The organism is Pseudomonas putida group bacterium ESBL64 (assembly GCF_045277175.1).
In the GTDB taxonomy this organism is placed as follows: domain Bacteria; phylum Pseudomonadota; class Gammaproteobacteria; order Pseudomonadales; family Pseudomonadaceae; genus Aquipseudomonas; species Aquipseudomonas alloputida.
In genome coordinates, this window is sequence record NZ_CP145799.1 from 875,703 (window position 1) to 899,779 (window position 24,077).

The following is a 24,077-nucleotide window of genomic DNA, read 5'->3' on the forward strand; positions in this document are numbered from 1 at the left end:
GATGTGTCGGGTATGATGCGTGCCCCATCATTGTCACGAGGCCCGTCCCATGTCCCTGAGTGCTGAACAGATCGTTGAGTATCGCGCCTTTGCCGAGCAATTGGCCGATGCTGCCGCTGCAGCGATCGCGCCGTACTTCCGCGCCAGCCTGGATGTCGAGGACAAGGGCGGGCGTCTGTATGACCCGGTGACCGTGGCCGACAAGGCCGCTGAAGACGCCATGCGTGAGTTGATCCAGGCACGTTACCCCGAACATGGCATTCTTGGCGAAGAGGCCGGTGTTGCAGTGGGCAGCAGCCCGTTGACGTGGGTGCTGGACCCGATCGATGGCACCCGCGCCTTCATTACCGGCTTGCCGCTGTGGGGCACCTTGATTGCCCTGAATGACGGCACCCGCCCGGTGCTGGGCGTGATGAACCAGCCGTTCACCGGCGAACGTTTCGTGGGTACCCCGGCAGGCGCCTGGCGCAGTGGCACGCCCCTGAAGACGCGTGCCTGCGTTGACCTGTCTGCCGCCACGCTGATGTGCACCACGCCGGACATGTTCGACACCGCCGAGCGCAAGGCGGCATTCGAAGCGGTCGCCGGCAAGGCGCGATTGATGCGGTACGGCGGTGATTGCTATGCCTACTGCATGCTGGCCTCGGGCTTTGTCGACGTGATTGTCGAAGCGAGCCTTCAGCCGTATGACGTACAGGCACTGATGCCGATCATCGAAGGGGCGGGTGGCGTGATCACGGCGTGGGATGGCAGTTCGGCGCAGGATGGCGGGTGCGTGGTGGCCTGTGGTGACCCTGCGCTGCATGCGCAGGTGCTGGAGATGCTGCGCCACGCCATGTGATCCGGGCTCGTCGGCCCTGGCCTCTTCGCGGGCGAGTCCCTTTTTGGGGGAGCGGGTTCACCCGCGAAGAGGCCGCCACAGGTTTGCATTCTCTCCAGCCACCGCACTTTTTCCCATTTTCGGGCTCTATGCTTGGCCAGGCCGCGCTGACTCCCAGCGCAGCCGCCGAATATCGACCCGGTGCCGATGGTTGCAAGCTACCCGAATTTCCTCCCCCGCCTGCTTCTGACAAGTGCCCTGGCATGCCTGTGCGCCTGTACGCAGCAGCAGGGCCGTGACATGGTCAACCAGCTCGGCAACGGTAAACCCAGCGAGCTGTTCCAGACCAGCGTCGACCGCCTGGCCACGCTGTCGATGCGCGACAACCTGCAAAGCCTGTACCTGCTGATGAACAAGCTGTACCTGCGCAACCCCAGCCAGTGGAAGATGTCTGGTTACCTGGACGCCGCCACTGCCGAGCGACAGATCCGCATTGCCATCGAACAGCGCCGGCCGCTGCCACAACTGGGCAACCGCCGTGACCTTGCAGCCTTGAGCTACGCCCTGAGCCCCGAGTTTCGCGGGGACCGGGTCGGCGCCTTCATCTACGCCATTGGCAGCATGCTGATCACCGCGCATGGCGGGCGTACCGAGTTCTACATGACCGATACCATCGACCCCCTGTTCGTCAACAACGCCGCGCGCAATATCGAGAAGGCAACATGGATGCTCAGCCAGCGGCAAGATGCCAATGGGGTGTTGCTGCTGTTCTCGAACGAGATCTCGGAGGAGGGCAGCAACCTGAGTTTTGCCGTTGAGTTTGGCAAGATCGTCGCGCGGCTGGACTTGCTGGCCGAGTTGCTGGATGAACGTTATCGGCGCATAGGCTTGAATTACGCGCAGAGCCTGTTGCTGATGAACTTCCTGCCGGTGCAGTGAATGACGGTCGTTGCAGGAGCGTTTGGTCCGCCGCCATGTGCAGGCCATGCGAGCACCGGAAGATAGCGTTCGATAAACGAACACTCATGGCGGCGCAACTGTCCGCTATCCGCCCAGCCAATCCCATCGTTGCATTGCCCAACCCCCGCCTTTTTGCTGTAGTGTCCCTGTCCGCCGGCTGTCGCCTGCCCCTGCGACGCGCTGCCAGCCCGATAGAATGACCGTGATGACCGCAACCACAGCCCACAAGGCGGTAGGGCGCGGCGACCAGAACAATAACGATACCGAGTGCCTTGCCTATGGAAAGCCGCCTGCTGAGCGAGCGCAGTAGCGTGTTTCACCACGCCGACCCTTACGCTGTGTCCGATTATGTGAACCAGCATGTAGGCCAGCATTGCATCGGTCTGTCCCGCACCACCCACCCCCAGGCCAGCCTCAGCCATCGCAAGTTCGCCGAGCTCGACCTGTGCCGTATCAGCTATGGCGGCAGTGTTCGCGTGACGTCGCCCGCGCTGGAAACCATCTACCACCTGCAAGTCTTGCTCAATGGCAACTGCCTGTGGCGCGGGCACAAGCGCGAGCAGCACCTGGTGCCGGGCGAATTGCTGCTGATCAACCCGGACGACCCGGTTGACCTGACTTACTCGGAAGACTGCGAGAAGTTCATCCTCAAGGTGCCGACCCGGCTGCTGGACTCGATCTGCGATGAACAGCGCTGGCAGCGGCCTGATGGGGGCGTGCGGTTCTTGCGCAATCATTACCGGCTGGAGGAGCTGGATGGCTTCGTCAACCTGCTGGCCATGGTTTGCCACGAGGCGGAAGTGAGCGATTCGCTGTCAAGAGTGCAGGGCCATTACAGCCAGATTGTCGCCAGCAAGCTGCTGACCCTGATGAGCACCAACATCCGCCGGGAGAGCCTCAGCTCACCGGGTGCAAGCCTGGAGCGGATCATCGACTACATCGACCGCAACCTTAAGTTCGAGCTGACAGCGGAGGCGCTGGCGGAGCAGGCGTGCATGAGCCTGCGCTCGTTGTATGCGCTGTTCGACCGGCACCTGCAGACCACACCCAAGCAGTACGTGCGACAACGCAAGCTGGAACAGGTGCGTGCCTGCCTGGGCGATGCCAGTTGCTCGGTACGTAGCGTGACCGAACTGGCCATGGATTATGGTTTTCTGCACCTCGGGCGTTTCTCCGAGGTGTATCGACAGCAGTTTGGCGAATTGCCGTCCGAAACCTTGCGCAACCGGCGTTAAACCGTACCGGTCTCTCGCGGGTACGCCCGCGAAGAGACCCTTGAACCTGTCACCTCAACCTGCACAAAACGGATAGCACCCCGCACAAACCGGATATTGCGACCCAATCCCAGCCTCTAACCTGACCAGGTCTAAACAATAACAAGGGAGACCCTGGCCATGTCCCTGGGATTCGACTACCTCAATGCCATGCTCGAGGACGACCGTGAAAAGGGCGTCTACCGCTGCAAGCGCGAGATGTTCACCGACCCACGCCTGTTTGACCTGGAGATGAAACATATCTTCGAGGGCAACTGGATCTACCTGGCCCACGAAAGCCAGATCCCCGAGAAGAATGACTTCCTCACCCTGACCATGGGGCGCCAGCCGATTTTCATCGCGCGCAACAAGGACGGTGAACTCAATGCCTTCCTCAACGCTTGCAGCCACCGCGGTGCCATGCTGTGCCGGCACAAGCGCGGCAACCGTTCCAGCTATACCTGCCCGTTCCACGGCTGGACGTTCAACAACAGCGGCAAACTGCTGAAAGTGAAAGACCCGAGCAACGCCGGCTACCCCGACAGCTTCAACTGCGACGGCTCCCACGACCTGACCAAGGTGGCACGCTTCGAGTCGTACCGGGGCTTTTTGTTCGGCAGCCTGAACGCCGACGTGAAACCGCTGGTCGAGCACTTGGGCGAGTCAGCGAAGATCATCGACATGATCGTCGATCAGTCGCCTGAAGGCCTGGAAGTGTTGCGCGGTGCCAGCTCGTACATTTACGAAGGCAACTGGAAGCTCACCGCCGAAAACGGCGCTGACGGCTACCACGTAAGCTCTGTGCACTGGAACTACGCCGCCACCCAGAACCAGCGCAAGCAGCGCGAGGCGGGTGACGAGATCAAGACCATGAGTGCGGGTGCCTGGGCCAAGCAGGGCGGCGGTTTCTATTCCTTCGACCACGGCCACCTGCTGCTGTGGACCCGTTGGGCCAACCCGGAAGACCGCCCGGCCTATGAGCGTCGCGACCAACTGGCCGCCGATTTCGGCCAGGCGCGCGCCGACTGGATGATCGAAAATTCGCGCAACCTGTGCCTGTACCCCAACGTGTACCTGATGGACCAGTTCAGCTCGCAGATCCGCGTCGCACGGCCGATTTCGGTGAACAAGACCGAAATCACCATCTACTGCATCGCGCCGAAAGGCGAGAGCGCCGATGCCCGCGCCAAGCGTATCCGCCAGTACGAAGACTTCTTCAACGTCAGCGGCATGGCCACCCCGGACGACCTGGAAGAATTCCGCTCGTGCCAGACCGGCTATGGCGGCGGCACCGGCTGGAACGACATGTCTCGCGGCGCCAAACACTGGGTCGAAGGCGCCGATGAGGCGGCCAAGGAGATTGAACTCGAACCCTTGCTGTCAGGCGTGCGCACCGAGGACGAAGGCCTGTTCGTGCTGCAGCACAAGTACTGGCAGGACACCATGATCCAGGCCCTCAAGGACGAACAGCAGCTGATCCCCGTGGAGGCCGTGCAATGAGCCTGTATGACACCGTGCGCGACTTCCTGTACCGCGAAGCGCGCTACCTGGACGATGCCCAGTGGGACCAGTGGCTGGAACTGTACGCCAGCGATGCCAGCTTCTGGATGCCGAGCTGGGACGATGACGACACCCTCACCGAAGACCCACAAAGCGAAATTTCGCTGATCTGGTACGGCAACCGTGGCGGCCTGGAAGACCGCGTGTTCCGCATCAAGACCGAGCGCTCCAGTGCGACCGTGCCCGACACCCGCACCTCGCACAACATCAGCAACATCGAGATCGTCGAGCAGGGCGAGGGCAGCTGCCAGGTGCGCTTCAACTGGCACACCCTGAGCTTCCGCTACAAGACCACCGACAGTTACTTCGGCACCAGCTTCTACACCCTCGACTTGCGCGGCGAGCAGCCGCTGATCAAGGCCAAGAAGGTGGTGCTGAAGAACGACTACGTCCGCCAGGTCATCGACATCTACCACATCTGATACAGGGTTTTTCGAGCATTGCCCGGTGCGTCTTGTGACGCGCCGTGGCCCGGCTCGCCCGCGAGGTGCAACATGAGCTACCAGATCGCACTGAATTTCGAAGACGGGGTTACCCGTTTCATTGAGGCCACCGGTCAGGAAACCGTGGCCGACGCCGCTTACCGCCAAGGCATAAACATTCCGCTGGACTGCCGTGACGGCGCTTGCGGGACCTGCAAGTGCAAGGCTGAGTCCGGTCGTTATGACCTTGGCGACAACTTCATCGAAGACGCCTTGAGCGAAGACGAAATCGCCGAAGGCTACGTGCTGACGTGCCAGATGCGCGCCGAAAGCGACTGCGTCATCCGCATCCCGGCTTCGTCGCAGCTGTGCAAGACCGAGCAGGCCAGTTTCGAGGCCGCTATCAGCGATGTCCGCCAGCTGTCGGTCAGCACCATTGCCCTGTCGATCAAGGGTGAGGCCCTGAGCCGTCTGGCCTTCCTGCCGGGGCAGTATGTCAACCTCAAGGTGCCGGGCAGCGAGCAGAGCCGGGCCTACTCGTTCAGCTCGCTGCAAAAGGACGGCGAAGTCAGTTTCCTGATCCGCAACGTACCAGGTGGGCTGATGAGCAGCTTCCTGACCAACCTTGCCAAGGCTGGCGACAGCCTGAGCCTGGCCGGGCCGTTGGGCAGCTTCTACCTGCGGCCGATCCAGCGCCCGCTGTTGCTGCTGGCGGGTGGTACCGGGCTGGCACCGTTCACCGCGATGCTGGAGAAGATCGCCGAGCAGGGCAGTGAGCACCCGTTGCACCTGATCTACGGCGTGACCAACGACTTCGACCTGGTCGAGCTCGACCGCCTGCAAGCTCTGGCGGCACGTATCCCCAACTTCACCTACAGCGCCTGCGTCGCCAACCCGGACAGCCAGTACCCGCAAAAGGGCTATGTCACCCAGCACATCGAGCCACGCCACCTCAATGACGGCGATGTGGACGTATACCTGTGCGGGCCGCCCCCCATGGTGGAAGCGGTCAGCCAGTACGTGCGCGAACAGGGCATTACCCCGGCCAACTTCTACTACGAGAAGTTTGCGGCTGCGGCCTGACAGCCCCTCTGATTCAAAGCAATACGCCGACCCTGTGGGAGCGGGCGAGCCCGCGAAGCAGGCAGCGCGGTGGATGGCACGGGTTTCGCCCGTGTTCGCGGGCATGCCCGCTCCCACAGTGATCGCGCAGCCATTCCGGCTTTGAGCAAGACAATTGCTGCCACAGGGTCTCTCGCGAACTGGAGATTTGCATATGAACAACAGATTCCAAGGCAAGGTCGCCCTGGTCACCGGTGCCGCTCAAGGCATCGGCCGGGGTGTGTGCTGGCGGCTCAAGGCCGAAGGTGCGCAAGTGGTGGCCGTAGACCGTTCCGAACTGGTCCACGAGCTGGCCGGCGAAGGCATGCTCACCCTCACCGCCGACCTGGAGCAACACACCGATTGCGCCCGGGTCATGGCCAGTGCGGTGGAAACCTTCGGCCGCCTCGACATCTTGGTCAACAACGTCGGCGGCACCATCTGGGCCAAGCCTTTCGAGCACTACGATGTCGAGCAGATCGAGGCCGAAGTGCGCCGTTCGCTATTCCCGACACTGTGGTGCTGCCATGCCGCGCTGCCCTACATGCTTGAGCGTGGCAGCGGCGTCATCGTCAACGTTTCGTCCATCGCCACCCGTGGCGTCAACCGTGTGCCCTATGGCGCGGCCAAAGGCGGCGTCAATGCGCTCACCGCCTGCCTGGCCTTCGAAACGGCTGGCCGTGGGATCCGTGTCAACGCCACCGCGCCGGGTGGCACCGAAGCGCCGCCCCGGCGCGTACCCCGCAACAGTGCAGCGCAAACCGAGCAGGAAAAGCACTGGTACCAGCAGATCGTCGACCAGACCCTCGACAGCAGCCTGATGCACCGCTACGGCAGCATCGACGAGCAGGTGGGGGCCATTCTGTTCCTCGCGTCCGACGAAGCCTCGTACATCACCGGCGTGACCCTGCCGGTTGGGGGCGGCGACCTCGGCTGAACTGCAACCTCAAGGCAAAAGCTTTCTTCCACAACAAAAACAAGAGCGACAGATGCCATGCGAACCCTTGATGTACACCCGATCATCGACAATGCGCGCTTTTCCCCGTTTCACTGGATGGTCATGGCCTGGTGCGGCCTGCTGCTGATTTTCGACGGCTATGACCTGTTCATCTACGGTGTGGTACTGCCGGTCATCATGAAAGAGTGGGGCCTGACCCCGTTGCAGGCTGGTGCACTGGGCAGCTATGCGCTGTTCGGCATGATGTTCGGCGCCCTGGCCTTCGGCAGCCTGGCCGACCGCATCGGGCGCAAGAAGGGCATTGCCATCTGTTTCGCCTTGTTCTCGGGGGCGACCATCCTCAACGGCTTTGCCAGCAGCCCGAGCGAGTTTGGCATCTACCGCTTCATCGCCGGCCTGGGCTGTGGTGGCCTGATGCCCAACGCCGTGGCACTGATGAACGAATACGCGCCCAAGCGCCTGCGCAGCACGCTGGTGGCGATCATGTTCAGTGGCTATTCGCTGGGCGGCATGCTGTCGGCAGGTGTCGGCATTTTCATGCTGCCGCGTTTTGGCTGGGAGTCGATGTTCTTCGCCGCAGCGGTGCCTCTGCTGCTGTTACCGGTGATTCTTTATTACCTGCCTGAATCCATCGGCTTCCTGGTGCGCCAAGGCCGTATCGAGGAAGCACGCTCACTGCTCAAACGGCTGGACCCGGACTGCGATGTCCAGGCCGATGATGTGCTTCAGGCGGCCGACCGCAAAGGCAGCGGCGCTTCGGTGCTGGAACTGTTCCGCAATGGCCTGGCGATTCGCACCCTGGCGCTGTGGGTTGCGTTCTTCTGCTGCCTGCTGATGGTCTACGCCCTGAGTTCCTGGCTGCCAAAGCTGATGGCCAACGCCGGCTACAGCCTGGGCTCAAGCCTGTCATTCCTGCTGGCCCTGAACTTTGGCGGCATGGCCGGGGCAATCCTCGGCGGCTGGCTGGGCGACCGCTACAACCTGGTCAAGGTGAAGGTGGCGTTCTTCATTGCCGCCGCACTGTCGATCAGCCTGCTGGGGGTGAACAGCCCGATGCCGGTGCTGTACCTGCTGATCTTCATTGCCGGCGCCACCACCATTGGTACGCAGATTCTGCTGTATGCCGGCGCGGCGCAGATGTACGGCCTGTCGGTGCGCTCTACCGGCCTGGGCTGGGCCTCGGGCATCGGCCGTAATGGCGCCATCGTCGGCCCGCTGCTGGGCGGTGCGCTGATGGGCATCAACCTGCCACTTCAACTCAATTTCATCGCTTTCGCCATTCCTGGCGCCATCGCCGCGCTGGCCATGGCCGTGCACCTGGCCAGTGGTCGGCGCCACGCCCAGGCCCTGGCGGCGCAGGCCTGAACCGAACAGAACAAGACGAGGTAACCCCCATGACCGTGAACATTTCCCATACTGCCGAGGTACAGCAGTTCTTCGAGCAGGCCGCAGGCTTTGGTAATGCGGCCGGCAACCCACGCCTCAAACGCATCGTGCAGCGCCTGCTGCAGGATACCGCGCGGCTGATCGAAGACCTGGACATCAGCGAAGACGAGTTCTGGCACGCCGTCGACTACCTCAACCGCCTGGGCGGTCGTGGCGAGGCTGGGCTGCTGGTGGCGGGGCTGGGCATCGAACACTTCCTCGACCTGCTGCAGGATGCCAAGGACCAGGAGGCAGGGCGCGTTGGCGGTACCCCACGCACCATCGAAGGCCCGTTGTACGTGGCTGGCGCACCGATCGCCCAAGGTGAAGTGCGCATGGACGACGGCAGCGAGGAGGGCGTGGCCACGGTGATGTTCCTGGAAGGCCAGGTGCTGGACCCGCACGGACACCCGCTGCCGGGTGCCACGGTCGACCTGTGGCATGCCAATACCCGTGGTACCTATTCGTTCTTCGACCCAAGCCAGTCGGCGTACAACCTGCGTCGGCGCATCGTTACCGATGCCCAAGGGCGTTACCGCGCGCGCTCCATCGTGCCATCGGGCTATGGTTGCGACCCGCAGGGGCCAACCCAGGAATGCCTGGACCTGCTGGGCCGTCATGGCCAGCGCCCGGCCCATGTGCACTTCTTTATCTCGGCGCCCGGGTACCGGCACCTGACCACGCAGATAAACCTGTCGGGGGACAAGTACCTGTGGGATGACTTTGCCTATGCCACACGGGACGGGCTGGTCGGGGAGGTGGTGTTCGTCGAAGGGCCGGAGGGTCGGCATGCCGAGCTGAAGTTCGACTTCCAGTTGCAGCAGGCCCAGGGCGGTGCCGATGAGCAGCGCAGCGGGCGGCCGCGGGCTTTGCAGGAGGCCTGATCCACCGAGTGGGCTTTTCGCGGGCATGCCCGCTCCCACAGGTGAAGCCTGTGTAGTCGTTGTGGGAGCGGGCAAGCCCGCGAAGCAGCCAACACCCAAACAAGAGCCCGCCACAAAGGCCGGCCGCTGGCTTGCGAGAAGCTTCATGAAAACGCTGATCAAGGACTGCTCTGTGTCGGCCATCGTCGCCGGCAGCATTGCCACGACGATCTCTTACGCCGGCCCGTTGGTGATCATTTTCCACGCCGCCGAAGCGGCCGGCCTGTCGCACCAGCAGTTGTCATCCTGGGTCTGGGCCGTGTCCATGGGCAGTGCGGTGCTCGGTGCGCTGCTCAGCCTGCGCTACCGCGTGCCGGTAGTGATCGCCTGGTCGATCCCGGGGTCGGCGCTGTTGGTCACCGCCTTGCCGCAACTGGGCCTGGCGCAGGCCGTGGGCGCCTACCTGGTGGCCAACCTGGTCCTGCTGCTGATCGGCATCAGCGGGGCCTTCGACCGCATCATCGCGCGCCTGCCGGGTTCTATCGCTGCCGGTATGCAGGCCGGGATCCTGTTCAGTTTTGGCATCGAGGTGTTCCGCGCCTTGCCGGTGCAACCGCTGCTGGTACTGGCGATGTTCGTCACCTACGTGCTGATGCGTCGGGTGCAGCCGCGCTATGCCGTGGCTGCGGTGCTGGGCGTGGGCATGCTGGTGACCGTGGCCGGCGGTACGTTGCGCAGCGAGGCACTGGTGCTGGAACTGGCCTCACCCCAGTGGGTCACCCCCCAGTTCAGCCTGTCGGCGGTATTCAGCCTGGCGCTGCCGATGGTGCTGGTGGCGCTGACCGGGCAATTCATGCCGGGTATGGCGGTACTGCGCAACGCTGGCTACGCCACGCCGGCCAGCCCGCTGATCAGCGCCAGTGCCCTGGCTGGGGCGCTTCTGGCGCCGTTCGGTTGCCACGGGCTGAACCTGGCGGCGGTTACCGCCAGCCTGTGCACCGGCCATGAAGCCCATGAAAACCCGCAACGGCGTTATGTGGCGGCGGTGGCTGGCAGTGCGTTGTACCTGCTACTGGGCATTGCCGGGGCCACCTTGATGTCGCTGTTCGCCGCCTTTCCCGCCGTACTGATCGCGGCCCTGGCCGGTTTGGCCCTGTATGGCGCCATCAGCGAAGCCCTGGTCCGCAGCCTGGCAGAACCGGCCGAGCGCGACGCCGGGCTGTTCACCTTCCTGGTCACCGCTTCGGGGGTGGCTTTTCTGGGCCTGTCGGCGGCGTTCTGGGGGCTGCTGTTCGGCCTGCTGGCGCACGCGCTGCTGAGGCTGCGCCAGCCACGTGCCCGGGAGGTGCTGCGCCGTATCCCATGAACTGCCGTGTTTCCAACGCTTTACCCATAAAAACAAGATCAAGAGAGCTTCGGAATGAACCACACCCCTTGCGTTGCCCTGGGCCTGACATTGCTCAGCCAGCCACTGCTGGCTGCCGAAGGCGGCTTCTTCGAGGACTCGAAGGCCACCCTGAGTGCCCGTAACTACTACTTCAGCCGCGATTTTTCCGACATTGTCGGGGCCAACAAACAGTCCAAGGCCGAGGAGTGGGCCCAGGGTTTCATCCTCGACTTCAAAAGTGGCTACACCCCGGGCCCCGTCGGTTTTGGCGTGGACGCCCTGGGCTTGCTGGGCATCAAGCTGGACAGCAGTCCAGACCGCACCAACACCGGCCTGTTGCCGGTGCATGGCGACGGCCGTGCTGCCGATGAGTACAGCCGCCTGGCGCCGACCTTCAAGGCCCGGATATCAAAAACCGAACTGCGTGCAGGTGAACTGCAACCGAACCTGCCGGTGCTGACCTTCAGTGATATTCGCCTGTTGCCACCCACCTATCAGGGCGTGAGTTTGAGCTCGTCGGAAATCGACGGGCTGACTATGCAGGCCGGGCACTTGAAAAGCACCCACCTGCGCAACGAAGGTGGCGACGGCAAGATGAACGCGATGCTCGGCCATGTGCCGATGCGACAGGCCGAAAGCGACGCGTTCAACTATGTGGGAGGGGACTATGCGTTCAATGCCAATCAGAGCAGCGTCAGCCTTTGGTACGGTCAGCTGGAGGACATCTACCAACAAGGCTTCGTTGGCCTGAAGCACAGCAAACCCGTCGGGGACTGGGTACTCAGCGCCAACCTGGGTTATTTCACCGCGCGTGAGCAAGGCGATGCGCTGCTGGGCAACATCGACAACCAGGCGTTCTTCTCGCTGTTCACTGCCCGGCATGGCGGGCACAGCTTCCACGCCGGCTACCAGGGCATTTATGGCGATAGCCCGTTCCCACGGGTATTCGCCAACATCTCGCCGCTGGGCAACGAGGTGCCGACCTATGAGTTTGCCTACACCGATGAACGCTCGTATCAGGTGCGCTACGACTACAACTTCGCCGCCATGGGCGTGCCGGGCCTGACAGCGACCGTGCGCTACATAACCGGTAACAATGTCGATACCGGGCTGGGTTACGAGGGGCGTGACCGCGAGCGTGACCTGGATATCGGCTATGCGGTGCAGAGCGGGGCACTGAAAGGGTTGGGGATTCGGGTGAGGAACGCCATGGCGCGCTCCAACTACCGCAGTGATATCGACGAGAACCGCCTGACGCTGGTGTACACCTGGCAGCTGTTCTGAGCCATCCAGGAGAATTGCGCATCAGGGGTGTATGGGGGTAGCGTGCGTAAACGACTCTTTCAGGAATCCCCACCTTGGACTCCATCACCCAAGCCGTACTTGGCGCGGCGCTGCAAGGGACCGTGCTCGGGCGCATCCAGGGCCGACGCTCGCTGCTGTATGGTGCAGCACTGGGCACGCTACCGGACCTGGATGTGATCATTCGCTATGCCGACCCGGTGTCGCAGATGACTTACCATCGCGGCTTCTCCCACTCGTTGTTCGTGCTCACCGGCCTGGCCTTGCTGTTGGCCTGGCTGGTCAACAGGCGCTGGCCCGGCAAGGGGTATACCTTGCCCAGGCTTTTTTTGGCGTTCTGGCTGGTATTGGTAACCCATCCGGTGCTCGACGCCTTCACGGTTTACGGCACGCAGTTGTTCTGGCCTTTGCACACCACCCCGGAAAGCTGGGCGGCGGTGTTCATTATCGACCCGGTCTACACCGTGCCGCTGCTGGCTGCGGTGGTCTTCACCCTCATGAAGGGCGTGACCCGCAGGGCTACCCGCCTGCTGACCATGGCCCTGGTGTTCAGTACCTGCTACCTGGGTTTCGGCCTGGCGGGGCGCATGGCTGCCGAGCAGCGCTTCCAGTCGGCACTGGACCAGCAAGGTATCGTCGTGAGCGAGGTGCGTGCCGTGCCGATGGCATTCAACAGCCTGGTCTGGCGGGTGTTGGCCAAGGCCCCGGATGGCGATTACTACGAAGGCATCAGCAGCGTGCTCGACCAGCAACCACCCGAAATGCAACGCTTGTCGCGCAATCTGGAACTGGCGCAAGCACTGAACAATGACCCTTTGCACCAGCGCTTGCGCTGGTTCACCGATGACTGGCTGCGTTATGACCAGATTGGCGACGCACTGGTGGTCACCGACCTGCGCATGGGTATCCCGGGGAATTACACCTTCCGTTTCAACATGGCTCAGCGCGATCATCAAGGGCAGTGGATGGTCGGTGTACCTTCGCCGTGGCGAGGCAGCGGGCCTGGCTCGCTGTTCAACGCTCAAGAGCTGATGCTTATCTGGCGACGCATTGTCGACCAGCAGCCGCCACTGCCGCTGGCTAACTGGACCGATCGCTACCTCGGGCAAACGGAAGCTGCAAGGCAGCCCCACTAGATCAGGAACCTTGCATTGCCTGAAATCGCACCCATCTATGGCGGTTCGATCAGCGTCAGGAAAACACCATGGAACCCAACCGCTTCGGCGACATCGCCGCTTTCGTCAGCGCCGCGAAGGCCGGTAGCTTCACCGCTGCGGCTGCCAGCCTGGGCCTGACGCGTTCAGCGGTGGGCAAGAGCATCGCCCGCCTGGAAGCCCGCATGGCGGTGCGCCTGCTCAACCGCACTACGCGCAAGCTGAGCCTGACCGATGAAGGCCTGGTGGCGTTCGAGCGCTGGCGGCAGATTCTGGATGACCTGGACGAGGTCGAAAGCACCATGGCCCTGCGCCGCGGCAAGCCCACCGGCACCCTGCGCCTGACCGCACCGCTGTCGCTCGGGCAGCGCCATGTATTGCCTATCCTCGACCAGTACCTCAAGCAATGGCCCGAACTGCGGGCGGATATCCGCTTCACCGACCGTTTCGTTGATCTGGTCGAAGAGGGCGTGGACGTCGCCGTGCGCATCGGTGCACCTAAGGAAGACTCGCAATTGCTGACGCGCACCGTCGCCTGGCAGCAGTTCGTGACCTGTGCATCGCCTGCGTATCTGGAGAAGCGCGGTGTGCCGCAGATGCCCGGCGACCTCTATGGCCATGACAAGATCGCCTTCCTGGCGGGCGAGAAGGCCATGCCCTGGCGCTTTCACACAGAAGCGGGGCTGCACCTGTGCGAAGATCCCGGGCGGCTGAACATCGACAGTTCCGAGGCCATGCTTGACGGCGCCCGGGCCGGTTTCGGCCTGATTCACCTGCCTACCTATATCACCGGTGACGACCTGCGCGCTGGCAATCTGGTGGAGGTACTGCACGCCTACCGACCCCCGGCAGACCCCATTCGCATCGTCTACCCAAGCAAGCGCCACCTGTCCCCTCGGGTACGCGGCTTCATCGACTTGTTGGTGGCCAGCTGGGAGCCGGGCGTGCCTTGGGAATACTGATTGGGGAATGCCAGGCCCCTATGCCGGGCCTGAAACCGGGTTTATCGCTGGCGGCGCAGCATGGAAACTGGCAGCCATTGATAATCCCTCTGGAGACCCCATGACTGCACTGTCCGTACTGGATCTGGTCATGATCGGCGAAGGCAAGACCTTCGCCGATGCGATCGAAGAATCCCGCCAGCTGGCGCGGCATGTCGAGCAACAGCACTACAGCCGCTACTGGATCGCCGAGCACCATGACATGCCGGGCATTGGCTCGGCTGCCACGTCGCTGGTGATCAACGAAATCGCCAACGCCACCCGACACATTCGTGTGGGTTCTGGCGGCATCATGTTGCCCAACCATGCGCCGTTGGTGGTGGCCGAACAGTTTGGCACCCTCGATACATTGCACCCGGGCCGTATCGACCTGGGCCTGGGCCGTGCGCCAGGCACGTCCGGGCCGACCGTGCGTGCATTGCGCGGCGCCGCGCCAGAGCGAGATTTCAGCCAGGACATCGCCGAGCTGCGTGATTACCTGGCGGACAACGGCAAACGCCGGGTGCGCGGCGTACCGGGTGCGCACGATGTGCCGGTGTGGATCCTCGGTTCCAGCCTGTTCGGTGCTGACCTGGCGGCGAAGCTGGGCCTGCCTTATGCCTTCGCCTCGCACTTTGCCCCGCGTTACCTGCTGCAGGCCATTGCCCATTACCGCGCCAACTTCCAGCCTTCCGCGCAACTGGCCAAACCCTATGTGATGGTTGGCATGAACCTGTTCGCCGCTGCCAGCGATGCTGAGGCGCACTACCTGGCCAGCTCCCACCGCAAGTGGATGCTGGACCTGCATGTCGGGCGCTTTGGCTTGCTGCCCAAGCCGCAAGAGGGTTACATCGAACGCTTGCCGGACCACGAGCGCGCCGTGCTCGAGCAGGTGATGGCCTGCACCGTAGCCGGAGGGCCTGAACGGGTGAGGGAAGGGCTGCGCTCGCTGATCGAGCAGACCGGGGCGGACGAGCTGATGATCGACTGCCGCATCCATGACCCGCTGGCGCGGCAGCGGTCACATGCCTATGCCGCGCAGGCGCTGGCTGAACTGGGCTGACACGACAAAAACCGGGCGCCCGCAAGAGCGCCCGGTTTTGCATCAAGCCTGCTTCAGGAACGGATAATCCGTATACCCTTCAGGCCCATTGGCATAATCGAACTTCGCCCGGTGCTCATTCAGCGGCGCTTGCAGCCGCAGACGCTCCACCAGATCGGGGTTGGCAATGTAGGCGCGCCCGAACGCCACGGCATCGATCAAACCCCGCCCGATGAGGTCTTCGCCTTTCTCGGCGGTATAGGCACCGGCCGCGATGATCACCCCGGGGTAGGCGGCGCGAATGGCCTGGCGGAACTCATCACGCAGTGGCTTGCCGCCGGCCCAGTCCGGCTCGGACAGGTGCAGGTAGGCGAGGTTTCGCTTGGCCAGTTCGCGGATCAGGTACAGGCCGGCGGCTTCCTGGTCTTCGCCATTGTCCACACCATTGAAACCACCCAGCGGGAACACGCGAATACCGACCCGGTCGGCGCTCCAGTTGGCAATGGCCGCATCCACCGCCTCCAGCACAATGCGCGCACGGTTTTCAACGCTGCCGCCGTAGCGGTCTTCGCGCTGGTTGGCACTGGGGGTGAGGAACTGGTGCAGCAGGTAACCGTGGGCGGCGTGCAACTCGATGAAGTCGAAGCCGGCTTCACAGGCATTGATCGCGGCCTGGCCAAAGTCGGCGACGATGCCAGCGATCTCCGCTTCGCTGAGCGCCCGGGGGGCGGAGGTTTCCACGCGTGTCAGGTTGCCTTGCGCGTCACGCAGGGTGGTGCGTGCGTCCGCCGGCAGCGCCGAAGGGGCCACGGGTGCCTCGCCGCCAGGTTGCAGCGAGGTATGCGACACCCGCCCGGTGTGCCACACCTGCACGGCGCTGTGGCCGCCATCGGCATGGATGCCTTGGTTGATGTGCTTCCAGGCAGCGATCTGTTCGGCGCTGTGAATGCCGGGCGAGCCAGAATAGCCCTTGGCCTGGAAGGAGATTTGCGTGGCTTCAGTGATGATCAGGCCAGCACTGGCGCGCTGACGGTAGTACTCGGCCATCAGCGCGGTGGGTACATCACCCGGCTCCAGGCTGCGCAGGCGGGTGAGGGGGGCCATGAATACGCGGTTGGGTAGGGTCAGTGGGCCGATTTGCAGCGGTTGCAAGAGTTTCATTGCAGCTCCAGAGGTGGAAAACCAATGGTGCGCACGATACCGAGGTGATTGGGGAAAGGGGGGACCGGGAGCCCGGCTCAGGGCTCCCCAATGCGTCAGCTGCGCGCCAGCCGCCCACTCACATAATGCGCCACGTCATTGAAGCCCGGCGTGGACGCATGCCCTGGCGTTACCAACGAATCGATGAACGCCTCATCCTCCGCGGTAATCTTCACCGCCAATGCGCCGCCATAGGTATCCCACTGCTCCTCGGTCCGCGGCCCGACAATCGCCGAACTGACCCATTGGTTATTCAACACCCAGGCAATGGCGAATTCGACAATACCCACCCCCTTGGCCTCTGCGTACGTCTGAATCTGCCGGGCAATGGTCAGCGACTCCTGGCGCCACTCCACTTCCATGATGCGTTTGTCCTGCCGCCCAGCGCGGCTGCCGGCGTCCGGCACCGCGCCCGGCGCATACTTGCCACTGAGCACGCCCCGGGCCAGCGGGCTGAAGGGTACGACGCCCAGACCATGGGCGGCGGCGGCCGTGAGCTGTTCGGGCTCGGCCTGGCGGTTGACGATGTTGTACAGCGGCTGGCTGACTACCGGCCTGGGCACACCAAGGCGCTCGGCAACATGGCAGGCCTCGGCAATGCGCCAGCCACGGAAATTGGACACCCCCCAGTAGCGGATCTTGCCCTGGCGCAACAAGTCGCCAATGGCCTGCACGGTCTCCTCCAGCGGTACCTTGTGGTCTTCGCGGTGCAGGTAGTAGATGTCCAGGTAGTCCATGCCCATGCGGGTCAGTGTGGCATCCACGGCATTGAAGATGTGCTTGCGCGACAACCCGCTGCGGTTGGGCAGGCCGTCGGCCGGGCCGAAGCCGACCTTGCTGGCGATGACCCAGTCATGGCGATGGCGCGCCACGGCTTCACCGACGATTTCTTCCGAGCGCCCGGCGTTGTAAACGTCGGCGGTGTCGATGAAGTTGATGCCTTGGTCCCAGGCCTTGTCGATGATGCGCAGGGCATCCTCGGTACGGGTCTGCTCGCCGAACATCATGCTGCCCAGGGTAAGGGCGGAAACCTGCAGGCCACTGTGGCCGAGGGGGCGGTAGATCATGCGCGTGGGTCCTTATGCAGTCAGCTGACCTGCCTGTTTTACACACAACCTGGATGCATTGAAAGGCACCCCTCAGCCAATGAGCGCCAAAGCCTCCTGCAGGCTCAAGGGGCGCTTCAGGCGTTGCGACAGCGTCGCCATGGCATCGGAGTAACCCTTGGCGATAACGGCCTCGACGCGTTCATCCACACACTGCAGGGCAACAAAATCGCCGTTTTCCGGGTCACCGACGAATTCGATCCGGTTCCAGTCTCTGGCATGGCCTAGCACTTCATAGGTACGGCCATGCTGGTAGGTCCAAAAGAACGGTACATCGGCATAACGGCGTTGTTCGCCAAGCATGTTGGCGGCGGCGATCACCCCGTGTTGCTGGGCCAGGCGCCAGTGCTCGATGCGCACCGGGCGCCCCGAGAGCGGGAACGTGGCAATGTCACCGGCGGCCCACAAACCGTCAGCTGCGCGCATTTCGGCGTCGACCCTCACCGATTTGTCTTCGCCAAGCGGCACCCCTTGAAGGAACGCGGTGGCGGGTTTTACCCCGGTGCCGAGCAGGACCAAGGGGGTCTGCAGCCGTTCACCATTGGCCAGTTGCACCGCTTCGACCTTGTCCTGGCCTTCGATCCGCTCGACCTCGGTGGGGCCGTGGAAGGTGATGCCTTTTCGTTCATGCAGCGCGCGAATGCAGCGCCCGATACGCTCGCCCAACTGTCGGGCCAGAGGGACTTCGTGGCGCGAGACCACGTGCACCTGCACGCCATACTTGCGCAATGCCGAGGCTGCCTCCAGGCCGATGAAGCCGTCACCGACGATGACCACCGGTTGGCCAGGCTCGGCTGCGTCGAGCAACTGTGCAGCATCTTCCAGTGAGCGGAGGGTGAACACCCCGGGCAGGTCGGCGCCGGGAATGTCGGGGCGCAGTGCTTTACCGCCGGTTGCCAGCAGGCAGGCGTCGTAATCGATCTGCTGACCATCGGCGAGGGTGACCTGGCGCTTCTGGCTGTTCAGGGTGCGCACCTTGCCGTGCTTGCGCTGCAGTTGGCCCTTGCGCAGGGCGTCGGCTTCGAGCAGCGCGGGGACCTCATCGGGCGGCATCTGCCCGGCAATCACGAATTTGCTCAGTGCTGTGCGATCGTAGGCCGGCTGGCGCTCCTGGTCGATCCATACCAGCCTGCCCGCGAAGCCATGAGCCAGCAGCGTGGCGACGGCGGCGCTGCCGGCGGCCCCGGCGCCGACCACCACAAAACAGCGGGCATCGCTGTGCCTGGGCGGTTCGGTTGCCGACAGGGGCTGGTCATCGACCCAGACTTCATCGCCCTTGATCCACGCCTTGTAGCGGCGCAGGTCGGCGAGTGCAGGCGGCTCACAGACCACGCCATCGTCAACGGCGAATGCAGCTTTGTGCCAAGGGCAGACCAGCAAACCACCGCAAACCACGCCTTCATCAAGGGGGGCGCCTGCGTGGGGGCAGTTGCCCTGGTAGGCGTGTACCTGATCGCCTTGGCGGATGAGGATGAGTTCTTCGTTGCCGGCCTGGACGCGCAGGGGGCGGTGCTCGTCGAGCTGGGCCAAGCGGGCCACGGCGTACTGGGTCATGGGGCTTCTCCAAAGGGGCCTTTGGAACCATTTGACGCCTGGGGCGGGAAGGGGATGCGTTGAGCTGACGATCGGTGGCGGGTGTGGATTTGGTGCGGCTTGGGTGGGCCTCATTGCAAGCTTGCCCGCGCCCACAGGCTTGAAACTTGTGGGCGTGGGCAAGCCTGCGAATGCCTCAACTCACCCGTGCAGTACTCAGCGAACCCGCTCGCGTTACACGCAAGGCCACCAGGCTACCCAATACGATCAACGCCGCGAGCGAATACAGTGCGGCATCGGTTGAACCGGTCTGGTCCTTGATGAACCCGACCAGGTACGGGCTGAGAAACCCCGCCATCTGGCCTACCGAGTTGATGATCGCCAGACCTGCCACGGCGGCTCCGGCACTGAGCAGCGCAGTCGGCATTGGCCAGAACATCGGCAAACCGGTAAGCGCGCCCATGGTGGCGATCGACAAGCCAAGAATGGCAATGCTCGGGTTGCCGGCGAAGTTCACCGCAATCAGCAGGCCGACGGCGCCCATCAGCATTGGCACCACCAGGTGCCAGCGGCGCTCGTTGCGCAGGTCGGCCGAGCGCCCGCAAAGGATCATGAACACACCCGCCAGCAGGTACGGGATGGCGCTGAGCCAGCCGATCAGCAGCGGGTTGTCGAAGCCCATGCTCTTGATGATCGAGGGTAGCCAGAAGTTGATCGCGTATACGCCGCTCTGAATGCAGAAGTAGACGAAGCCGAAGGTCCAGATCAGCGGGTTGGTCAACACGGCCAGCACGCTGTCGCTGGTGGTGCTCGGTTTGCTTGCAGCATCGGCCTGCAGGTCGGCAGCAATCAGTTGACGTTCAGCCGGGCTCAGCCAGGCGGCTTTCTGGTAGCCGTCACTGAGCAGGAACACCGCCAGTACGCCCAAGGCCACGGTCGGCAGGCCCTGGATCAGGAACATCCACTGCCAGCCGGCCAGGCCGTGCTGGCCGGCGGCAAAATGTTCGAGGATCCAGCCGGAGAACGGCCCGCCAAGCAGGCCCGATACCGGGATCGCCGACATGAAAAGGGCCATGATGCGGCCGCGCCGGGCCGCCGGGAACCAGCGCGAGAGGTACAGCACCACACCCGGGAAGAAGCCGGCTTCGGCAGCGCCGGTGAGCAGGCGCAGGGTGTAGAACTCGGTAGGGGTGGTGACGAACAGCAGGCAGGTGGACAGGCTGCCCCAGGCGATCATCATCAGCGCGATCCAGCGCCGTGGGCCGAAGCGATTGAGGGCCAGGTTGCTTGGCAGGCCACACAGTACATAGCCGATGAAGAAGATGCCGGCGCCAAGGCCGTACACCGTTTCGCTGAATTTCAGGGCGTCGAGCATCTGCAGCTTGGCAAAGCCGACGTTGACGCGGTCCAGGTAGTTGAACAGGTAGCAGATGAAAATGAACGGAATCAGCCGCAAGGTGATACGCCGGTACAGCGCGTTGCGGGTGGTGTCCGTGCCTTGGTCAGGGGCGGGGCTGTGTGCCATGATCGGGTTCTCTGTTGTTATGGTTTTCGCCGCGTCGCCTGTTCCGGCGCTCGCCCTGACGAGTCTCGGGGACTGCGGCAAGCCTGTCTTTGTGCTTTTGCACAGCGCTTGGCCCAGGCTGCTGTGCCCGAGCCCAAAAGCCAAACACCTAAAGGACCCCGCAATGTTCGAACTCGACCATGACCTGGCGCAGGATATCGTTGACCGGGCAATGGCCATCTTGCCTTGCAACGTCAATGTCATGGACAGCCAGGGGTTGATCCTGGGCAGTGGTGAGCCGGAGCGCATCAACACCCGTCACGAGGGCGCGCAGCTGGTCTTGGCCAATGGCCGGATCGTCGAACTGGATACCGACGCGGCCAAGTGCCTGAAGGGCGTGCAGCCCGGCGTGAACCTGCCATTGATGCTCGATGGGCGGCTGATGGGCGTGTTGGGCCTGACCGGCGACCCGCAGCAGGTGCGCACCTATGGCGAGCTGGTGCGCATGACCGCCGAAATGCTGCTGGCCCAACGCAATTTACAGGCTGACCAGCAATGGCGAAGGCAGCGCTGTGACGACCTGCTGGCGCTATTGCTCGGCGGCAGCGGTAACTCGCCGCGCTTGCTGGACGAAGCCCGTCAGTTGGGCTTGAAACCTCAGCTACCGCGGATACCGTGCCTGTTCGAGATTGCCTCGGGGCCACCTGCCGAGGCGCTGGCCGCATGGTTGATGAGCCGTTATCCGGATAGCTGGTGCGTCAGCCCGGCCCGCCAGTCGTTGCTGTGGTGCCGCCCGGCAGGCGTGGCACTGGATGAACTGCGCCTGCTGGAACGCCTGCAACGCCACGGTTGGGACATTGAGCGACTGGCCCTGGGCAGTGCAGCGCAGAGCCTGGAGCAGTTACGCCGTGGTTACCGCCGGGTGCGTGACTTGCTGGCCTATGGCCGCGAAGTGTTGCCCAGCGAACGATTGCTCAGCCTGCAGCGCTACCGGCTGCCGGCGCTGCTGTGGCGCCACCGTAACGACGACGCGCTGGACGAGCTGCTGGAGCCGTTGCAGCGCATCCGCGCCAAGGACAGCAGTGGCCAGTTACTCGCCACCCTGCGCGCCTGGTGTGCCCATGACGGCCAGAGCCAGTCCTGTGCCGATGCCCTGGGCATCCACCGCAACAGCCTGCGCTATCGACTGGAGCGCATAGCCGAGCTGGGTGAGGTCGACCCGCTGCGCCTGGAAGGGATGCTTAGCTTGTATCTGGGGTTGCAGCTGTTGCCCGCTGACTGAAGTATTCACTTGCCGGCGGTTGGGCCAGAACAGGCAAAAAGGCATCTGCCCAAACAACCCGGCCGGCGTTTTGTGCATTTGACCGAGGCCACCTGCGCAGCCACCTGTCAGCATGCCGCTCATCAGGACAGGAGAAACCCCATGAAGATCGTCATTGCCCCCGACTCGTTCAAGGACAGCCTAGACGCTGTCGGTGTCGCCCGCGCCATCGCTGCGGGCCTGAGCGAAGCGTGGCCGGAGGCTGAACTGGTCGAGTGCCCAATGGCCGACGGTGGCGAAGGCACCATGGAGGTGATCCTGACCGCCAGCCGCGGTGAATTGCGCCGCCAGACCGTGCGCGGGCCATTGGGGCAGCACGTCGAGGCTGGCTGGGGCTGGTTGCCGCAAAGTCGCACCGCAATCATCGAAATGGCCCAGGCCAGTGGCCTGCAACACGTGCCAACAGGCCAGCGCGATGCTTGCCGCAGCAGCACCTGGGGTACCGGCGAGCTGATTGCCGCAGCCCTCGACGCCGGCGCTCGGCGCGTGGTGCTGGCCATCGGTGGCAGCGCCACCAACGATGCCGGCAGTGGCATGTTGCGAGCGCTTGGCCTGCGCCTGCTGGATGCTGACGGGCAAGCGCTGGAAGAGGGCGGCCTGGCCTTGGCCAAGCTGGCCCATATCGACGCCAGCGGCCTCGACCCGCGCCTGGCCGGGGTGCAGTTTGAAGTCGCAGCGGATGTCGACAACCCCTTGTGTGGCGCCAACGGCGCATCGGCGATCTTCGGCCCGCAGAAAGGTGCCAACCCGCAGCAAGTAGAGGCGCTGGACCACGCGCTGAATCATTTTGCCGACCATTGTGCGCTGTTGTTGGGCGAGGATGTGCGCGATTACCCTGGTTGTGGCGCGGCCGGTGGCATGGGCTTCGCTGCCCGGGCATTCATGGACGCGCAGTTCCGCCCTGGGGTGGAAGTCGTGGCTGAGCTGGCTGGCCTTGACGCCCTGGCGCAGGGGGCAGACTTGGTGGTGACGGGCGAGGGGCGTTTCGATGCCCAGACATTGCGCGGCAAGACGCCGATGGGGGTGGCGCGGGTTGCCAAGCGCCATGGCGTGCCGGTGGTGGTACTGGCCGGGACCTTGGGGGAGGGGTATCAGCAGTTGTATGTCCATGGGGTCGATGCTGCATTTGCCCTGGCCAGCGGACCGATGAGCCTGGAGCTGGCGTGTGCAAATGCTGCCGAGCTGTTGCAGGCCAGGGCTTGTGATATCGGTCGGCTGTGGCGCTGCGCGAAGCGAGGCTGAACACCGTGCAGAAATGGCCTTATTGCTGCGTCTCGAACATGGCAATGAAGTTGGCCAGCGCTGGCGAAGCATTCTGGGCGTTCCATTTCATGTACAGCCCAAGCCCTGGGGGTGGCTGGTCATCGATAGGGCGGATGGGGCAAAACCGCACGCGTTCGCGCGGGGTCGAGCGGACGAACGACGCCGGCACCAGGGCCACGCCAAAGCCGCAAGCCACCAGACCCAGCAGGGTGTGGATCTGCGCCGCCTCCTGCACGACCTTGGGGTAGAACCCGGCCGATTCGCACAGCGCAACCAACTGTGCGTGGTAGCCGCCGCCCAGCGCTTGTGGGGTGAACACGAAGTCCTCATCGGCAAACTCGCGCAAGTCGACGGCCTCGTGCCGCGCCTTGGGGTGGCTGGCAGGCAGCGCCATGACGATCTGCTCGTCAAGCAGCAAGCGTGCCTCCAGGGTGCCGGCCGGCAGTGGTAGCCTGCGCATGAAGCCGATATCCGCCTCACCGGCCAGCAAGGCCTTGGCCTGGGAGGCGGATGGCATCTCGCGGATGGTCAGCTGCACGTTCGGATAAGTCTCCCGAAAGCGGCGCAAGCGGTTGAGCAGCGAGTCGTAATAGGCGATGGAAATGGCCGTGATGGTCAATTTGCCGCTGACCCCCGCCGAAACGCTGCGCGCGTACTCGATCCCTTGTTCCAGTTCAGCAAGCGTGCGGTAGGCGGTGTCGAGAAACGCTGCACCCGCTGCGGTCAGGCGCACCCCGCGCTTGTTGCGCAGAAGCAGGCCAAAGCCGAGCTTTTCCTCAAGCCGGTTGATCGCCTGGCTCAGCGGCGGTTGCGCCATGTGCAGGCGCTGGGCGGCCTTGTGAAAGTGCAGCTCTTCGGCCACGGCGATGAACTGCCTGAGCAAACGTGTTTCGATCATCCAGCATTCCTGCAGCGCGGCGACT

The 24,077-nt window shown here is 63.6% G+C and carries 21 protein-coding genes; 16 read left to right on the forward strand and 5 right to left on the reverse strand.

Features of this window, described 5'->3' with window-relative positions:
* Positions 1 to 49 precede the first annotated feature (49 nt).
* From hisN to V6093_RS03995, 14 genes are all read left to right on the forward strand, one after another.
* Positions 50 to 841: a histidinol-phosphatase gene (gene hisN / locus V6093_RS03930; RefSeq protein ID WP_004374316.1), complete on the forward strand. Its 792-nt coding sequence runs from the start codon at positions 50 to 52 to the stop codon at positions 839 to 841.
* 186 nt (positions 842 to 1,027) lie between these two features.
* Entirely contained in the window at positions 1,028 to 1,759 is a 732-nt protein-coding gene (locus V6093_RS03935; RefSeq protein WP_012052361.1) for a hypothetical protein, read from the forward strand.
* A 299-nt stretch (positions 1,760 to 2,058) separates the two neighbouring features.
* The gene (locus V6093_RS03940; protein WP_144000093.1) at positions 2,059 to 3,015 is read left to right on the forward strand and encodes an AraC family transcriptional regulator; all 957 of its coding nucleotides are present in this window, start codon (positions 2,059 to 2,061) and stop codon (positions 3,013 to 3,015) included.
* 159 nt (positions 3,016 to 3,174) lie between these two features.
* Complete coding sequence (gene benA / locus V6093_RS03945) at positions 3,175 to 4,533, forward strand: benzoate 1,2-dioxygenase large subunit (RefSeq protein ID WP_014859583.1); 1,359 nt, start codon at positions 3,175 to 3,177, stop codon at positions 4,531 to 4,533.
* Complete coding sequence (gene benB, locus V6093_RS03950; RefSeq protein WP_004576276.1) at positions 4,530 to 5,015, forward strand: benzoate 1,2-dioxygenase small subunit; 486 nt, start codon at positions 4,530 to 4,532, stop codon at positions 5,013 to 5,015. The genes benA and benB overlap by 4 nt, the downstream gene beginning before the upstream one ends.
* Positions 5,016 to 5,087: 72 nt before the next feature.
* Positions 5,088 to 6,098, forward strand: coding sequence for a benzoate 1,2-dioxygenase electron transfer component BenC (benC, locus tag V6093_RS03955; RefSeq protein WP_014756669.1), 1,011 nt, complete (start codon positions 5,088 to 5,090; stop codon positions 6,096 to 6,098).
* Positions 6,099 to 6,291: 193 nt separating this feature from the next.
* Complete coding sequence (locus tag V6093_RS03960) at positions 6,292 to 7,053, forward strand: 1,6-dihydroxycyclohexa-2,4-diene-1-carboxylate dehydrogenase (RefSeq protein WP_004374331.1); 762 nt, start codon at positions 6,292 to 6,294, stop codon at positions 7,051 to 7,053.
* A gap of 57 nt (positions 7,054 to 7,110) precedes the next feature.
* Complete coding sequence (locus V6093_RS03965) at positions 7,111 to 8,439, forward strand: aromatic acid/H+ symport family MFS transporter (RefSeq protein WP_004576273.1); 1,329 nt, start codon at positions 7,111 to 7,113, stop codon at positions 8,437 to 8,439.
* 29 nt (positions 8,440 to 8,468) lie between these two features.
* Positions 8,469 to 9,383: a catechol 1,2-dioxygenase gene (gene catA, locus V6093_RS03970; RefSeq protein ID WP_012052357.1), complete on the forward strand. Its 915-nt coding sequence runs from the start codon at positions 8,469 to 8,471 to the stop codon at positions 9,381 to 9,383.
* 145 nt (positions 9,384 to 9,528) lie between these two features.
* Positions 9,529 to 10,728: a benzoate/H(+) symporter BenE family transporter gene (locus V6093_RS03975; protein WP_265979288.1), complete on the forward strand. Its 1,200-nt coding sequence runs from the start codon at positions 9,529 to 9,531 to the stop codon at positions 10,726 to 10,728.
* A 54-nt stretch (positions 10,729 to 10,782) separates the two neighbouring features.
* Entirely contained in the window at positions 10,783 to 12,033 is a 1,251-nt protein-coding gene (locus tag V6093_RS03980; protein WP_047602859.1) for an OprD family porin, read from the forward strand.
* Positions 12,034 to 12,107: 74 nt separating this feature from the next.
* On the forward strand, positions 12,108 to 13,187 hold the full coding sequence (locus tag V6093_RS03985; protein ID WP_070095470.1) for a metal-dependent hydrolase: 1,080 nt from the start codon (positions 12,108 to 12,110) through the stop codon (positions 13,185 to 13,187).
* Between the two features lie 68 nt (positions 13,188 to 13,255).
* On the forward strand, positions 13,256 to 14,167 hold the full coding sequence (locus V6093_RS03990) for a LysR family transcriptional regulator (protein WP_004374343.1): 912 nt from the start codon (positions 13,256 to 13,258) through the stop codon (positions 14,165 to 14,167).
* A 100-nt stretch (positions 14,168 to 14,267) separates the two neighbouring features.
* Positions 14,268 to 15,248 (forward strand): LLM class flavin-dependent oxidoreductase, encoded by a 981-nt coding sequence (locus V6093_RS03995; RefSeq protein WP_047602857.1) that lies wholly within the window; start codon positions 14,268 to 14,270, stop codon positions 15,246 to 15,248.
* 42 nt (positions 15,249 to 15,290) lie between these two features.
* On the opposite strand, the gene V6093_RS04000 is transcribed toward V6093_RS03995, so the two are convergent.
* The 4 genes from V6093_RS04000 to V6093_RS04015 form a co-directional block, all read right to left on the reverse strand.
* A complete protein-coding gene (locus V6093_RS04000) occupies positions 15,291 to 16,388 on the reverse strand; it encodes an alkene reductase (protein WP_004374351.1) in 1,098 nt (365 codons plus the stop codon).
* A gap of 95 nt (positions 16,389 to 16,483) precedes the next feature.
* Positions 16,484 to 17,494, reverse strand: a complete 1,011-nt coding sequence (locus tag V6093_RS04005; RefSeq protein WP_047602855.1) for an aldo/keto reductase — start codon at positions 17,492 to 17,494, stop codon at positions 16,484 to 16,486.
* A gap of 72 nt (positions 17,495 to 17,566) precedes the next feature.
* Entirely contained in the window at positions 17,567 to 19,087 is a 1,521-nt protein-coding gene (locus tag V6093_RS04010; protein ID WP_047602854.1) for an apoptosis inducing factor family protein, read from the reverse strand.
* Between the two features lie 175 nt (positions 19,088 to 19,262).
* Positions 19,263 to 20,591, reverse strand: coding sequence for an MFS transporter (locus V6093_RS04015; protein WP_004374354.1), 1,329 nt, complete (start codon positions 20,589 to 20,591; stop codon positions 19,263 to 19,265).
* A gap of 163 nt (positions 20,592 to 20,754) precedes the next feature.
* Between V6093_RS04015 and V6093_RS04020 the strand changes: the two genes are divergently transcribed.
* Positions 20,755 to 21,852 carry a sugar diacid recognition domain-containing protein gene (locus V6093_RS04020; RefSeq protein WP_012052348.1) on the forward strand — a complete coding sequence of 366 codons (1,098 nt, stop codon included), beginning with the start codon at positions 20,755 to 20,757 and terminating at the stop codon, positions 21,850 to 21,852.
* Positions 21,853 to 21,993: 141 nt separating this feature from the next.
* Positions 21,994 to 23,133, forward strand: a complete 1,140-nt coding sequence (locus tag V6093_RS04025) for a glycerate kinase (RefSeq protein WP_265979217.1) — start codon at positions 21,994 to 21,996, stop codon at positions 23,131 to 23,133.
* A 19-nt stretch (positions 23,134 to 23,152) separates the two neighbouring features.
* On the opposite strand, the gene V6093_RS04030 is transcribed toward V6093_RS04025, so the two are convergent.
* Positions 23,153 to 24,052 (reverse strand): LysR substrate-binding domain-containing protein, encoded by a 900-nt coding sequence (locus tag V6093_RS04030; RefSeq protein ID WP_108078734.1) that lies wholly within the window; start codon positions 24,050 to 24,052, stop codon positions 23,153 to 23,155.
* Between the last annotated feature and the right edge of the window lie 25 nt (positions 24,053 to 24,077).